This window comes from Wolbachia endosymbiont of Drosophila nikananu (genome assembly GCF_028981865.1).
Lineage (GTDB): Bacteria > Pseudomonadota > Alphaproteobacteria > Rickettsiales > Anaplasmataceae > Wolbachia > Wolbachia pipientis_B.
Genome location: NZ_JAPQLL010000046.1, coordinates 1 through 14546 on the forward strand (window position 1 = coordinate 1; position 14546 = coordinate 14546).

Consider the following 14546-nt stretch of genomic DNA (forward strand, 5'->3'; position numbering starts at 1 on the left):
AACAAGGAAAAATCTTGTTAAACCTGAAAGAAACTATTTTATCCAGTGCTATAACAATTTTTAAATATAATTTATTAAGAAGTATTTTTGCAGTTATAACCGGACGCTCAATGGTGCTAGAGTGCCCGTTTGGGAGCATGGTTTTGGAGGAACGGTTAAACCACTGATGGAGTCTATTACGACTACCTCGATTAGAAGATTGTATAATCTAACCGTCCCAAGCTTAAATACTTCTTCATTATAAGTTATAGGAGGTCAATTACAATGACAAAAAGTAAATTAGAGGTAATGAATCCTGATGCAGCAGGGATAGATGTTGGTTCGGCTGTACATTATGTATGTATACCCGAGAGAAGAGATGAGCAACGTGTTCAAAAATTTGGCTGCTTCACTGAAGACCTTCATAATTTAGCAAGGTGGTTAAAAAAGTGTAAAGTTACAACCGTAGCGATGGAATCAACTGGTGTATATTGGATTCCTTTGTTTCAAATACTGGAATCTTACGGTTTTGAAGTTAAGTTGGTAAATGCGCGACATGTAAAAAATGTACCTGGGAGAAAGTCAGATGTTCAGGACTGTCAGTGGTTACAACAACTACATAGTTATGGATTACTCCAAGGGTCATTTAGGCCAGATAGCCAGATATGTGTATTGCGTAGTTACGTGCGACAACGTAAGAACCTCACTGAAAGTGCATCTACACATGTTCTGCGTATGCAGAAGGCATTAATTCAAATGAATATACAACTGCATAGAGTTATAAGAGATATAACAGGAGTAACTGGTATGAAAATTATCAAGGCTATAATTAAAGGCGAAAGAGATTCTGGGAAATTGGCTCAATTCAGGGATGCACGAATAAAAAATGATCAGTCTACTATAGCAAAAGCGTTAGCTGGCGATTATAGAGAGGAACATGTATTCACGCTAAAGCAAGAATTTGAACTATATAATATTTATCAAGAAAAAATAGCAGAATGTGATAGAAATATTGAGGTCTATTACAAAACGTTTGAAACAAAATCTAACGAAAGTAAACAGTTGAGTAAGGAAAAGAATAAGCACAGAAAAAGTAAGCCTGACTTTGCTTTGCACGAGGAACTGCACCGAATAACTGGTATGGATTTTACTAAAGTTCCAGGGCTTGATATACTAAGTATACAGACTATAATTTCAGAAACTGGTATAAACCATAATAAATGGTCAACAGAAAAACACTTTTCATCGTGGTTAGGACTCAGCCCTGCCAATAAAATTACAGGAGAAAAAGTGTTTAGCACAAGAACGCGTAAAGTCATTAATCGTGCTGCGAATGCATTTCGAATGGCTGCTAATTCTGTAGGAAATAGTAAAAGTTCATTGGGTGCATACTACAGGAGATTAAAAAAACGATTAGGAGCACCAAAAGCAATAACAGCTACTGCAAGAAAAATAGCATGCATATTTTATAGTATGCTCAAATACGGACAAGAATATGTAGAAAAAGGAATGGAATACTATGAAACACGATATAAGGAGAGAGCTGTAAAAAATTTGATCAAAAAGGCACGAGAATTTGGCTATACTTTAGTGCAACAAGAGGAGCTAGTTAAGGAAGTTTCTTAGAAGATCTAGATGATAATACCTTAAAAGCAGTTGCTAGCAGTGGATGTAGCATCGTTATTATGCATTCGCTCTCCATACCACCACATAGAGACAACGTTATTCCAGACAACACTGACCCAATTGATATCATAAATAATTGGGCAGAGAAGAGCATTAGCAGGTTACTTACCCTAGGTTTTGATCAAAGCTCGATAATTATTGATCCTGGTATTGGTTTTGGAAAATCTCTATATCAGAATATCTGGCTTTTACGCAATATAGAAGCATTGCAAAGTTTTGGCTGCAAAGTTCTGGTTGGTCATTCTAGAAAGTCATTTATTTCTTCTTTTTCTACAGAACCTGTCTTTAACCGAGATTTAGAAACAATTGCTTTATCATCTGTATTGCACAACAAGGTTGATTTCCTTCGAGTGCATAATGTGCGTGATCACATGCGATTTTTTGTAGCTCAAGCTGCTTTACAGGAATGAAGATTATCGGAATTATGGCTGTTGATCCCAAGGGGGTGATTGGAATAAATAATGGATTGCCCTGGCATTATCCAAGTGAGTTAGATCATTTTCGTCAGGTGACTGACAAACAAGTTATTGTTATGGGAAGAAAAACATTTGAGATAATACCCCAAAACATATTAAAGAATCGTATCCCTGTTGTTTTTTCTCGTAACAAGTTAAGTTCTTGTTTTAATAGAGGTATAAAGTGCACTATTATTTCTTCTATGCAAGAGTTTTTGTCAATCCAAGGTAGTTCTAAAGTCTTCGTGATTGGCGGAGCACAAATAGCGCACCTTTTTTTGAAGTATGATCTAATCTCAGAGTTTATCATAACAGAAATTCACAGACCTTATGAAGGTGATGTATATTTCAACTTAACACTTCTTGATAGATGGAATAAAACTATTCTTACCAAAACAAAAGACTATACTATATGCAAGCTAACACGTTAATATGCATATTGAAGCAATTTATACCCACCGCATTGTATGTGGAGAAGTATTAGAGCAGGTTCTTGATTGCTATGTTTCAGAGTTGCTAAGAGAGGAAGTTGTTCTTGCTATCACATCAAAAATCATTTCCGTTTGTCAAAAACAAGTAGTTTGCAAAACTGCTTGTTCTAAAGAAGAGCTAATTAAAAGAGAAGCTGATGCAATTGTTGATGTGGACCACAATCCTCATAGTATCTGTTTAACGATTAAAGATAATATCTTAATTCCATCTGCTGGCATTGATGAATCAAATGGTAATGAAGTGTATATTTTATACCCAAAGGATGTTCAGAAAACAGCTCTATCAATATGGAACTATCTCAAGACAAAACACTGCATAAAACATCTTGGTATTTTGATTACAGATAGTAATGTAACACCTATGCGTCGTGGGGTTACGGGCGTTGTTCTTGGTTGGTGTGGATTTGAACCACTTTATTCCTATACAGGCAAGCCAGATCTTTATAATCAATCACTGCAGGTAACACAAGTCAATCTTCTTGATGCACTGGCAACGTCTGCTGTTTTAGTTATGGGAGAAGGGGCAGAGCAAACACCAATGGCAATAATTAGTGGTGCACCAAAGGTTCACTTTCTTACTCGTCCGCCAACTACAAAAGAAGAAAAAAGTGTTAAGATATCTATGAAAAAAGATCTTTACTCTCCTCTCCTCATGGGAGCCCGTTGGTTAAAGAGAAACTTAAGAAATTTGCTATTTCTTCATAAGGAGAAGTAGTTAAAGGAATTTACTCTATTTCTCCCTCTTTTTTATTATTTTTAATCTATAGTTAACGTAAAAGAGATATGCAAAAACTCTATTGATCCATAGTCTGCAAATTATTAATAACACTTACTTTAAAGAACCTTACTTTACGCTGATCTTTGAGCGCTCTTTTGTGGTATTTTGTAAGAGTATAACTTGTGAAATCGTCTTCACTATAGATTAAAGAGTTACACTGCTTTATATGTGATGCTATCCACTCTGCATAGTCCTGATGATCGGTTGCAATGAATATTTCCCCTGTTATAAGTATTTTTTTTGCTAATAAATTTAAAAATTCCGTATTAATTAATCGTCTTTTATTGTGACTTCTTTTTGGCCATGGATCTGGAAAGAGGATAAAGAATCTTTCAACACTGTTGTCAGGAAAATTTGCAATCAATTCTCTTGCATCTTCTGTCCATATTAAAATGTTTTTTATGTTTTGTATTTCTATGTTTGTTAGCAAGCGAGAAACCCCCTTTAAGTAGGGCTCACATCCTATAAATAATAGATCAGGTTCATTGAACACCTGGTAAAGCATATTTTCACCGTTGCCAAAGCCTATTTCTACCCATATTCTTTTTCGTGAATTTACAATCTTCTCTATAGATTCCTTGCTGTTTTGAATAGAATATTTTTCCAATATTTCATCAACATCCGGTTTTAACCTGGACCTTCTGGAGAATGATCTAATCCACTTGCTATTCTTAAATAGCATATTCTTGATACATATATAATTTTCTCACTATATTTTATATAGCTTAAACAATTCTCGAAATGAATTAACGAAAAATTACTTGTCAATAATTATTAATATTATATAATACATGAGTTCTAATAAAGTTTAAATTAAAGGTCACATTGCATGAATAATAATGATCCAGTTGTAAATCTACCGGTTACTATCAGAAAGCTATCATCAAACAAGTTTATAGAAGAGATATGTCAAGGCCAATTTGAAGATCAAGATAATGCCTTGTTTGAAGATTCTTTTGTTAACAAAATTAAAGAAGGAGATGTGGTAGAAGGTGTAATTACAAGAATAAACCCTAACGACGTTGTGGTTGATATTGGTTTAAAGTCTGACGGGAGAATTCTGATCAAGGAACTCGGTTGTAATGATGAGATCATTATTGGCTCGAAAATTAGAGTTTATGTGGAAAGAATTGAAGATTATTATGGTAATGTTGTTCTTAGCCGTGAAAAAGCAATTAGAGACGAGAAATGGAATAAGTTGGAAGAAGATACAGTTACAAGAGCTGAAGTAAGCGGAGTTATTAAACGCTCAATTAAATGTGGTTTTATTGTTGATCTTGGTGACGGAATAAGCGCTTTTTTACCGCTGAGTCATGTGGATTTGAAGCAAGTAAAAGACGCGAAGCACCTTATTGAAACTGAACAAAAGTTCATCGTGCTTAAAATGGATAAGAAGCAAGGTAATATTGTAGTATCAAGAAAGCTGGTGTTAGAAAAATTGCACGCTGGTGAAAAAATTAAATTTTTAGAATCTTTAAATGAAGGCGATATAATAGAAGGAAAAATAAAAAGCATCACTCATTACGGTGTATTTGTCGGTATTCATGAATCAGATGTAGTGGGAGTTATAGATGGATTGCTACATATTACAGATATCTCTTGGAGTAGAGTGAGTCATCCATCTGCAGTTTTTGCTTGTGGCCAGACTATAAAAGTTAAAATCATAAAAATAGATAAGGAAAATGCTAAAATTTCCTTGGGTGTGAAGCAGCTAGAAGATAGCCCTTGGCAAGATGCAGAGTCAAAGTATCCAGTTGATAGTGTGCATAAGGGTTATGTAACAAGCATAGAAGATTATGGATTGTTTGTTGAGCTTAGACCTGGAATTGAAGGTTTAGTGCACTCGTCAGAAATAACTTGGGTTAAGAGTAATTTACCAGTTAATAGTCTCGTAACAAGGGGACAAGAAGTATATGTAAAAATTCTCAGTATTGACATTGCTAAGAGTAGGATGAGTTTAAGCATGAAAAGGTGTGTAGACAACCCTTGGCAAGTATTTATCAAGAAATATCCTCCTGGTTCTATTGTTTCTGGTGAAGTGAAGAATAATACTGGCTCATATGTATCTGTTGCTTTCAATGATTCTGAAATAGATGAGAACGTAGAAGGGACAATATATGTGAAAGATTTAAGTTGGTCTAAAAATAGCTCAGATGAGATAAAGAAGTATAATGTAGGTGATAAAATAGAAGCAAAAGTAATAAGGGCTAACGTGAATCTGGCAAGAATTTATCTTGGAATAAAACAAATAGAGTATGATCCTCTTGAAGAACTGATAAAGAAAGTTAAGGTAGACGATAAAATACAGGTTATTGTAGGTAAGAGAGAAGATAATGGACTAGTCGTTGAAGTTGAGAACGATGTAACCCTTCTAATAGATCAAGAGCATTTACCGGAAAATAAAAAGTTCTCTATATCAGAAAAAATAGAAGTTGAAGTATTGGGTGTTGAAGAATATAACATAGTATTATCTGCTAAGTGATAAGGTTTACTTATTTTGGCTTCATATAAATGGCAACAAAGTCTGATATAATAGCGAGGGTAGCAAAAAGACATCCTTTTTTAGATAAGATTGTTATAGCAGCTATAGTTGATAGATTTTTTAGGATACTTTCAAGCACATTGAAGCATCATAATAGGGTTGAAATTAGGGGGTTTGGTTCTTTTTCAGTTAGAAGCTATAACTTGAAAGAAACAAGCTATTTAATGTTACAGAAGTTTACAAAGAATCAATACTTTAAAACATATTTTCGTAGCAGTAAAAAATTATCTGATTTGATAAATAAATAAAAACTTATACCATAAATAAGATGAAAGTAGGGGTTTGAGTTTATACTGTACGATAGAGATTTTTAGTACCATATGCAAGTAGTAGAAATAGTTATACGTAATAACACATACAAGATATCTTGCGAAAGTGGGAAGAAGAGCCATTTATTACGTCTTGCTAATAGTTTTGACAAGCTAGTTGGTTCTGTATCTCAAAAAACTGGAGGTAAGGGTTCGGATGCATTAAATTTCTTACTTGCAGCGCTAATTCTTGAGGATAAAATTTTAGAATTAACAAAGCGGTTGGATGAAGCAAATCAAGAGCGCGAAAAGTATAGAAACGAGAAAAGAATAGAATATATTGAGGTACTAGATAAGGTAAATAAGATTATCACTAATCTTGAGTGCATAAAGGATTAGCTTCAATAAAGCAAGCAATTAAATTGACTATCTGGCTATTTAAGCCAGGAGGGAGGTTTGTCTTACGAGTTATGTAACAATATAATTCGTAATCATCAAGATCAACTATTTTTTCGTATTCGATTAGTTCGCTCAAGGAAAATTTATCAAGATATTTCAATGCGAAATGCCCTAAAAGTATATCGGTTTCTTTGCAACCCCTATGCCAGCTTCTATACATCAATTTTCTTCTGAGTAGTGAGGTATCTGTCATTACAATTAAACTTTTTTTTAATTTAAAAGTTAAACTAAATACTTGTCAAGCGAGGCGCGTTTTAATATACTTAACATTTGTTTAAGATCTAAATACACAGGTGGAGTTAATTTCGAGTTTCATTCATCAGTTTGGCAATGGAATATATTGTTTTTTGTCATTTGCCTTAATCATTTCTGTTGTAGTGTTTGTGCATGAATATGGGCATTATGTTGTTGCCAAAGCATGCAAAGTTAAAGTTGAATCTTTTTCTATAGGTTTTGGTCCTGAAATTTTTGGTTTTAACGATAAGTCTGGAACTAGATGGAAATTAAACGCTGTTCCATTGGGTGGTTATGTTAAAATGTTAGGGGATACTAATGCAGCGAGTGTCCCAGCTGATCAAAAAGAATTAACTGAAGAAGAAAAGTTATATTCATTTCATACAAAACCGCGGTATAAAAAAGCAGCAGTGATTTTTGCAGGGCCTTTTGCAAATATGATACTTGCTGTTATAGCTTTTACAATATTTTTTAGCACGGCAGGTTATTACCGCACTCCACCGGTGATTAGGGATGTAATTGAAGGAAGTGCAGCCAAACAAGCTGGCCTATTACCAGGTGACACTATTACACAAATCAATGAGCATAAAATAAAATACTTTGAAGATATTTCACGTGTGATAATGTCGAACCCCAAGACGAGAATGGAAATTAAATATAGCAGAAATAATGAGGAGCGTAGAACTAGCCTGACTCCATTGACAATTGAGAGTAGAGATGTTTTTGGCAACATAATAGAAAGAGAAACTATAGGGATTATTTCAGTCAATACATTAAAGCAGTCATCTTTTCTTGGGGCTGCGAGCTTATCAGTAAGTGAAACTTACCATACTATGTGCTTAACGATCAAAGCTATCTTTCAAATTATCGTTGGTAAGAGAAGTGCAAGTGAAATAGGTGGACCAATAAAAATTGCAAAATATTCAGGGCAATCAGCCAAAAAAGGATTTATTATGGTTGTGTATCTCATGGCAATTATTTCAGCTAATTTAGCTGCGATTAACTTGCTACCAATTCCGCTACTGGATGGTGGGCATTTATTTCGTTATATTATAGAAGCAGTTATACGTAGAGATTTAAGTTTGAAATATCAAAAATATGAGGCTACCTTTGGTGCTTTCATTTTGTTCTTGCTGATGGCAATTGCAATTTCGAATGATATTAGGAGTCTTTTTTAAAATAAATATGAAAAAGCTATTTTATATACTAATAGTAATTTTTATCTCCTTTCCCGCTCTACTTGTTGCTTTAGAAAATAAGGAAAAAGTACAGATCAAAGATATCAAATGCATTGGCAATGAGCGAGTAAGCAATCAAACAATAGGGTTTTATATCAAGTTAGAACCTGGTGGCTATGTAGACGACGATGATATAGATTCGATTATAAAAGGTTTATATAAAACAAAGTTGTTTGCTAGTGTTAACGCTTATATCGATGATAAAAAAAATTTGGTAATAAAAATTCAAGAAAATCCACTAATTAACAAGGTAATATTAAAGGGTAATAAGTTATTTAACAGCAAAGAGGTGCTAAATAATGTAATTCAGTCAAAAGCGCTAACTATTTTCACTGAAACAAAATTGCAAAACGATTTAATGAATTTAATCACTGCTTATAGAAATAACGGTAAGGTTGGTGTTAACGTTGCATATGAGCTGAATAAGCTTGATAGTAATAGGGTCAATCTAATTTTTAAAATAAAAGAAGGTAAAACCTCTAAAATTAAGGATATAAGATTTATAGGCAACAAAAACTTTTCCGAAAATGAGCTAGAGCAAGTTATCAAAAGACATAGTAACGATATATTTAGTAAGTTATTTAGAGCCATTTTTAAAGGCGGAAATCATTATTCACCACAGCATTTATTGATTAACACAGAATTGCTCGATCGTTTTTATTCGTCTAAGGGATATATTCAAAATAATATTCAACCAATTGTTGAGGTTGATAATAACAATCAGATAGAATTGACTTTTTTGATTGACGAAGGACAGCAATATTTGTTTGGAAATAATGAGGTTAATATTGAAACTGAAATTCAGGATTTGAGCTTAAAAGAAGAAATATTAGACTTTATAACAGAGGAAAACGATAATATATTTAATAGAGTTAAAATTAATAATACAGTAGAAAAAATAAACAAGTATTTAAATGAGAAAGGATATATATTTGCAAAAGTTAATCCAGAGTATGCACAACGTGACAATGTTGTGGATGTAACTTACAAAGTGCTGCCGGGTAAAAAGATTTATATAAATCAAATTACAATTGATGGTAATGATCGCACTTTAGATAAGGTGATCAGAAGTAAGCTAAGTATAGCAGAAGGTGATGCGTACAATATATCTGAGATTCAAAAATCACGTAAAAAACTAATGAGTAGTGATTTTTTTGAAACAGTAAAAGTAAATAGTTATGCAGTTAATGACAATGCAGTAAATCTTGACTTAAATGTTAAAGAAAAAAGAACTGCTTCATTATCTTTAGCAGGAGGTATGTCCTTTCCTGGTGGAGCATTTGTAAAAACTGATTTCACAGATCGTAATTTATTTGGTAGTGGTAAAGAGCTCTCTTTTGCTCTTGAAAAAAATAAATATTCACTTTCTACTAATGTAGAGGTTGTTGAAAATAATTTTAACGATTCTGATACATCACTAGGTGTGGGCGTATTTTATGAAAAACAAGATAAACCACACACTAGCTTCGACAGTTGTGACATGGGATTTTCAACAAAATTATCATACAAAGTTATAGAAAACTTAACTAATTCCATTCGCTACTCTTACAAGTATAACCGTATACACATGGATAATAAGGGTGGAAAAGACAATGACATCTCTGATATAATAAAGGGGCAAGGAGGTGAACATCAGATTTCATCAGTAGGATACACATTGGCATATAATAAACTGGATAATCTTTATGCTCCAAAAGAAGGATATTTATTGCGTATAAGTCAGGATATTTCAGGATTGGGAGGGAATGTAAACTTCCTAAAATCTGAGTTCTTGTCTTTTTACACGCATCCTATATTAAGTAAAATTGACGATAGCATAATACTACGCTTTAAGATGGCGGCAGGTCATATTTTTTCTTATACCGATGAAGATTTAAACATCGGCCAGCACTTTTTTAAAGGGAGTAATGAGATTAGAGGGTTTGATCTTTCTGGTATCGGACCAAGAGCAATAGACAACAATAAAAGCTCGTTAGGAGGCAAAACTTATTTTAATTTAACACAGCAAGTAGATTTCCCACTACCAAAACTATATGACTATGCTGGTATCAAAGGCTCATTATTTGTTGACTATGCAACACTTTTTGGCTTAGATGATAAAAATGAGAAATATAAAGGTCTATATAATGATAGTAAGCTTATAAGAGTGTCACCAGGTTTTGGCTTTTCAATGCCTTCTCCTTTTGGTAGACTTAGATTAGATTTTGGGTTTCCTTTAGTAAAGGAATCTTATGATAGAATACTATCACCAAATGTTAAATTTTCTATTGAAGCGGGTATTTGAATGAAATATATACAGTTATTTATATCAGTTATTGCCTTAGTTATTTCCCTATTTGTGGGGTATAAGTTTGCAGGATATCAACCTCAGAACACAAAGGCTGCCATTATTGATAGTGATAAAGTTATCAATGAATCCCTTGCTCTGCAAAATATACAACAACAAATAAAGGAGCAGAATTCTAGATTACAACAAGAATTTGAAAGTGAGTTAGAAAAACTTAAGCCATCAAAAGAAGAATTTGAACTTTTGTCAGAAGAAGCAAAAAAGGAAAAGACAGAACAGTTTAATAAGCATACTGTAAATGCTAGAGATGCTTACACTAAAAAAATGTTGTATTTAGAAGAAAGTTATAGAGATGCAGTAGAGAGTGTTTTTAACAAGATAAAAGAGGTTGCTAAAAAAACGGCAGAAAAAGACAACATAGATTTGGTACTATTTATTTCAAAAAAGAACCAAGTTTTATACTCTATGGATGAAGTTGATTTATCGGATATGGTATTAAACAATATAAACAAGGAAATACCTGAATTTGCTTTAAAAGGCATTGAGTAGGCTTATGCAATTTAATATCAGTGATATTATAAAAATACTACCACATTCTTATCCGTTTCTCTTAGTAGATAGGGTTATAGAGTGTGATCCTGGTAAAAGTATAAAAGCAATCAAAAATGTGACTTTCAATGAGCCATTTTTTATTGGTCATTTCCCTGGTCATCCAATAATGCCAGGAGTCTTGATAATTGAATCTCTAGCTCAAGCATCTGCTATATGTGTTCTTGGTAAAGAAAGTCAAGGTACAATAGAAAACAAAGCTATTTACTTTATGTCTATTGAAAATGCGAAATTCAGAAAGCCAGTCACTCCAGGGGACACACTGATTCTGCAAGCTAATGTTAAAAACGCACGTTTAAGTGCATGTAAATTTGAGTGTATTGCGTGTATTGGTGAAGAAAAGGTTGCGGAAGCAACGATTTTAGCTATGCTACAAAGTACGTAATATACAAAAGACAGTGTGCATACTGTATAATGCAGCTTAATATCTCATTTTCAAATTTATATACTCGCAGTGGATTAATAAAATTGGATGAGACATTTTTGAATTATATTAAATCATGTGATGAAAGCTTGTTTTGTTCATTAATTGAAGCAAGGGAAAATCAGATTGGTGATAGCCAGTTAATAATAGACCTCTCATATTTATTTGACGAGTTCATTGCAAAACTTTTCAACATTAAAAAAGAAATAGAAGAGCTAAAGAAAAAACATAATGACTTTGCTGTGATATATAAATGCAAAAGGTTATTTGTCCAACGCTACGCATTGAAGAAATACATGAATGTGGCGAATATAGATATTACTAACAAACTAAGTCATTTTCTCACTTTGCCAACAACAGAAAAAAATTTTGCCGAGCAGGTGATGCATTGGTTTGAAGATAAAGAAAATCACAAAGAAGAAATAGAACTTGCGGCACAATATGCAGTGTGGAGAGTAAAAAATAAACAGAGTATATTATTCAGTATTCATAAAAAAATCGACCACGAAAACCTCATACCATTTTCTAAAAAAGAAGTAGACAAAGCTGGAGTGCTGTATTCAAATGAAGTAAAAAGACGATATGGTTTTGATCTAACAAGCAAAAAGGTGAGTTTGAATAAAGCATTAGATAACGCTCACTACTGCATATTCTGTCATAAGCAAAATAAGGACAGCTGCTCAAAGGGGCTAATTAATAACGACAATACTTTTAAACAGTCCCCACTAAAAGTTGAGCTGCATGGCTGTCCACTAGAACAGAAAATATCGGAAATGAATCTGGTGAAAAGCGAAGGTTACAGCATAGCAAGCCTTGCAATTGTGATGATAGATAACCCATTATGTGCGGCTACTGGGCACAGAATATGCAATGACTGCATGAACTCGTGCATATATCAGAAACAAGAACCCGTGAATGTGCCAATGATTGAAACAAGGATTTTGGATGATGTGCTTAGTTTACCGTACGGATTTGAAATATATTCTCTGCTCAGCCGTTGGAATCCTTTAAATTTTCAGCGTTCATTGCCAAGAGAAAACACCGGAAAAAACGTTCTAGTTGTAGGCCTTGGTCCTGCTGGTTTTAATTTAGCTCATCATTTGTTGAATGATGGGCATAACGTTATCGCCATTGATGGACTAAAGATTGAACCTTTAATCGATAATTTCCAGCTAATTAAAGATTTTGAACACGAAAAATTGAGTGAACGCACGGCAGGTGGGTTTGGTGGAGTGGCAGAATATGGCATTACTTCTAGGTGGGATAAAAATTACTTAAAGATTATTAGATTACTGCTGGAAAGACGTGAGAATTTCGCACTTTATGGGGGCATTCGTTTTGGTGGCACGATTAATGTTGATGATGCTTTCAACTTGGGTTTTGATCACATCGCACTAGCACTTGGCTCTGGCAAGCAACGAATGATCAAAATAAAGAATATACTAGCTCGTGGAGTGCGTATGGCATCTGACTTTCTTATGTCGTTACAACTGACTGGCGCTCTTAAATTTGATTCTATAGCAAATCTGCAAGTTCGTATGCCGATAGTTGTCATAGGTGCGGGGCTTACTGCGATTGACACTGCCACTGAAGCTTTAGCGTATTATCCAATTCAAGTAGAAAAATTTCTTCTTCGTTATGAGATATTAGTTGATGAGTATGGAAAGGACTATGTTGAAAAGGATTGGACAGAGGAAGAGCGCGAAATTGCGAATGAGTTTATATTGCACGCACAATTGATCCGAGAAAAGCAAAAGTTAGCAAAAAAAGAGAGTAGAGAAATAAAAATATTGGAGTTAATGCAGAGTTTGGGGGGAGTGAAAGTTGTATATAGAAAAGAGCTAAAAGATTCGCCAAGTTATCGATTAAATAGCGAAGAGGTGCAAAATGCACTTTCAGAAGGGATTTACTTTATTGAAAACTTAGAGCCAGTTGAAGTTGTGACGGATAAATATAACCATGCTGAATTAATAAAACTAATAGACACAAAATCCGGCGAAATCAAATGTATTAAAGCACGTTCTATTTTTATAGCAGCAGGTACTGAGCCAAATATAGTTATTGCAACAGAAGATAAAAAGCATTTTAAATTAAGCAATGGGTATTTTACTCATTTGAATTCATCAGGAAAAGAAATAGATCCAATATTTTCCCCTAAGATGCAGAATAAAGACAGGATATTAGTATATAAGCAAGGCAATAAAACAATTAGCTTTTTTGGTGATCTTCATCCTTCGTATAGCGGCAGCGTCGTGAAAGCTATGGCAAGCGCTAAGAATGGTTACCCTATCATTTCTCAGCTTTTGAATAGAGTTAATAGCTTCGTTTCTGTCACTCCAGCTAGAATCTCGGAGTCATATGCACAATTGTATGAATGTTGTAATGTAAGAGTAACTTTCACCAAAAAAGATGTCATTCCAGTGCCCAGACACTGGAATCCAGAAAACTTAATTTTGAATGAGTACACCAGATGGTTGTATAGTCAGAACTGGATTCCAGTGTCAGCTACTTGCACGACACCACCTGCTATGCGAATTACCTACAAATTGCAGCATTTGTACACTAAAGCGTCACGCGCTGGAATAATATCAGAACACCTGGCTAACAAAGAGTTTTTCAATAAAATCAAAGAGCAATTCACTGCAAAGGTTATAAAAGTTCAATATTTAACAGACAAAGTTGTGGAAATAGTGATCAAAGCACCACTTGCGGCAAAGAATTTTAAACCTGGACAATTCTTTAGGTTGCAAAATTTTGAAACCAATAGCAGAAAAGCCAATAATACAAACCTTGCTATGGAAGGTATAGCCGTAACCGGCACTGAAGTAGACAAAAAAAAAGGAATTATTTCCACTATTGTGCTTGAAACTGGCGGTTCCACTAATTTATGTAAATGTTTTAAAGAAGGTGAACAAGTAATTCTTATGGGTCCAACTGGCAGCCCTACTGAGGTTTACTAAGTCTGGATATTAAAGTGATGCCAAATTTTATTTCAAAAAGTAAATAATTTATTAACGCTCGTGCACAAATTAAAAATAAATTATGCACGAGTGTAGCATTGTGAATTAAGAATGCTATATTAAAGCTTACCTCACTATTAAAGCTATCGGTCAGAT

13 protein-coding genes and 1 pseudogene are annotated in these 14546 nt (G+C 33.8%); 12 read left to right on the forward strand and 2 right to left on the reverse strand.

Annotated features, from left to right (window positions below; translation table 11 throughout):
* Nucleotides 1–258 precede the first annotated feature (258 nt).
* The 4 genes and pseudogenes from OZD67_RS02715 (at nucleotide 259) to OZD67_RS02730 (ending at nucleotide 3326) form a co-directional block, all read left to right on the forward strand.
* On the forward strand, nucleotides 259–1605 hold the full coding sequence (locus tag OZD67_RS02715) for an IS110 family RNA-guided transposase (protein ID WP_182184072.1): 1347 nt from the start codon (nucleotides 259–261) through the stop codon (nucleotides 1603–1605).
* 14 nt (nucleotides 1606–1619) lie between these two features.
* Nucleotides 1620–2075, forward strand: a pseudogene (locus OZD67_RS02720) (dihydropteroate synthase); the annotation flags it as partial.
* The gene (locus OZD67_RS02725; protein ID WP_182183719.1) at nucleotides 2072–2551 is read left to right on the forward strand and encodes a dihydrofolate reductase; all 480 of its coding nucleotides are present in this window, start codon (nucleotides 2072–2074) and stop codon (nucleotides 2549–2551) included. The pseudogene OZD67_RS02720 and the gene OZD67_RS02725, both read left to right, overlap by 4 nt.
* A 1-nt stretch (nucleotide 2552) precedes the next feature.
* Entirely contained in the window at nucleotides 2553–3326 is a 774-nt protein-coding gene (locus tag OZD67_RS02730) for a putative folate metabolism gamma-glutamate ligase (protein ID WP_182183717.1), read from the forward strand.
* Nucleotides 3327–3405: 79 nt separating this feature from the next.
* Here OZD67_RS02730 and trmB read toward each other — a convergent pair whose 3' ends face one another.
* On the reverse strand, nucleotides 3406–4071 hold the full coding sequence (gene trmB / locus OZD67_RS02735) for a tRNA (guanosine(46)-N7)-methyltransferase TrmB (protein ID WP_182183715.1): 666 nt from the start codon (nucleotides 4069–4071) through the stop codon (nucleotides 3406–3408).
* A gap of 147 nt (nucleotides 4072–4218) precedes the next feature.
* On the opposite strand from trmB, the gene OZD67_RS02740 reads away from it, so the two are divergent.
* The 3 genes from OZD67_RS02740 (at nucleotide 4219) to OZD67_RS02750 (ending at nucleotide 6578) form a co-directional block, all read left to right on the forward strand.
* Complete coding sequence (locus OZD67_RS02740; protein WP_182183714.1) at nucleotides 4219–5871, forward strand: 30S ribosomal protein S1; 1653 nt, start codon at nucleotides 4219–4221, stop codon at nucleotides 5869–5871.
* A 29-nt stretch (nucleotides 5872–5900) separates the two neighbouring features.
* Complete coding sequence (locus OZD67_RS02745; protein WP_182183712.1) at nucleotides 5901–6179, forward strand: HU family DNA-binding protein; 279 nt, start codon at nucleotides 5901–5903, stop codon at nucleotides 6177–6179.
* Nucleotides 6180–6251: 72 nt separating this feature from the next.
* Nucleotides 6252–6578, forward strand: coding sequence for a cell division protein ZapA (locus tag OZD67_RS02750; RefSeq protein ID WP_182183710.1), 327 nt, complete (start codon nucleotides 6252–6254; stop codon nucleotides 6576–6578).
* On the opposite strand, the gene OZD67_RS02755 is transcribed toward OZD67_RS02750, so the two are convergent.
* Complete coding sequence (locus tag OZD67_RS02755) at nucleotides 6553–6831, reverse strand: FAD assembly factor SdhE (protein WP_182158663.1); 279 nt, start codon at nucleotides 6829–6831, stop codon at nucleotides 6553–6555. The genes OZD67_RS02750 and OZD67_RS02755 overlap by 26 nt on opposite strands.
* Nucleotides 6832–6931: 100 nt before the next feature.
* Between OZD67_RS02755 and rseP the strand changes: the two genes are divergently transcribed.
* Genes rseP through OZD67_RS02780 form a run of 5 tightly spaced genes read left to right on the forward strand, consistent with a single transcriptional unit; the run spans nucleotide 6932 to nucleotide 14390 of the window.
* Entirely contained in the window at nucleotides 6932–8050 is a 1119-nt protein-coding gene (gene rseP, locus OZD67_RS02760; protein ID WP_182183709.1) for an RIP metalloprotease RseP, read from the forward strand.
* A 7-nt stretch (nucleotides 8051–8057) separates the two neighbouring features.
* Entirely contained in the window at nucleotides 8058–10394 is a 2337-nt protein-coding gene (gene bamA, locus OZD67_RS02765) for an outer membrane protein assembly factor BamA (protein WP_182183707.1), read from the forward strand.
* Nucleotides 10395–10946, forward strand: coding sequence for an OmpH/Skp family outer membrane protein (locus OZD67_RS02770; protein WP_182183705.1), 552 nt, complete (start codon nucleotides 10395–10397; stop codon nucleotides 10944–10946).
* A 4-nt stretch (nucleotides 10947–10950) separates the two neighbouring features.
* On the forward strand, nucleotides 10951–11391 hold the full coding sequence (gene fabZ, locus OZD67_RS02775) for a 3-hydroxyacyl-ACP dehydratase FabZ (RefSeq protein ID WP_182183704.1): 441 nt from the start codon (nucleotides 10951–10953) through the stop codon (nucleotides 11389–11391).
* A gap of 29 nt (nucleotides 11392–11420) precedes the next feature.
* Complete coding sequence (locus OZD67_RS02780) at nucleotides 11421–14390, forward strand: WPE palindromic element domain-containing protein (RefSeq protein WP_182183702.1); 2970 nt, start codon at nucleotides 11421–11423, stop codon at nucleotides 14388–14390.
* The last annotated feature ends 156 nt before the right edge of the window (nucleotides 14391–14546 follow it).

Bases quoted from the DNA above. Each gene is read 5' to 3' on its own strand.
- OZD67_RS02725 (WP_182183719.1), top strand. From the start codon at position 2,072: ATGAAGATTATCGGAATTATGGCTGTTGATCCCAAGGGGGTGATTGGA.
- OZD67_RS02730 (WP_182183717.1), top strand. From the start codon at position 2,553: ATGCATATTGAAGCAATTTATACCCACCGCATTGTATGTGGAGAAGTA.
- trmB (WP_182183715.1), bottom strand. From the start codon at position 4,071: ATGCTATTTAAGAATAGCAAGTGGATTAGATCATTCTCCAGAAGGTCC.
- OZD67_RS02740 (WP_182183714.1), top strand. From the start codon at position 4,219: ATGAATAATAATGATCCAGTTGTAAATCTACCGGTTACTATCAGAAAG.
- OZD67_RS02745 (WP_182183712.1), top strand. From the start codon at position 5,901: ATGGCAACAAAGTCTGATATAATAGCGAGGGTAGCAAAAAGACATCCT.
- OZD67_RS02750 (WP_182183710.1), top strand. From the start codon at position 6,252: ATGCAAGTAGTAGAAATAGTTATACGTAATAACACATACAAGATATCT.
- OZD67_RS02755 (WP_182158663.1), bottom strand. From the start codon at position 6,831: ATGACAGATACCTCACTACTCAGAAGAAAATTGATGTATAGAAGCTGG.
- bamA (WP_182183707.1), top strand. From the start codon at position 8,058: ATGAAAAAGCTATTTTATATACTAATAGTAATTTTTATCTCCTTTCCC.
- OZD67_RS02770 (WP_182183705.1), top strand. From the start codon at position 10,395: ATGAAATATATACAGTTATTTATATCAGTTATTGCCTTAGTTATTTCC.
- fabZ (WP_182183704.1), top strand. From the start codon at position 10,951: ATGCAATTTAATATCAGTGATATTATAAAAATACTACCACATTCTTAT.
- OZD67_RS02780 (WP_182183702.1), top strand. From the start codon at position 11,421: ATGCAGCTTAATATCTCATTTTCAAATTTATATACTCGCAGTGGATTA.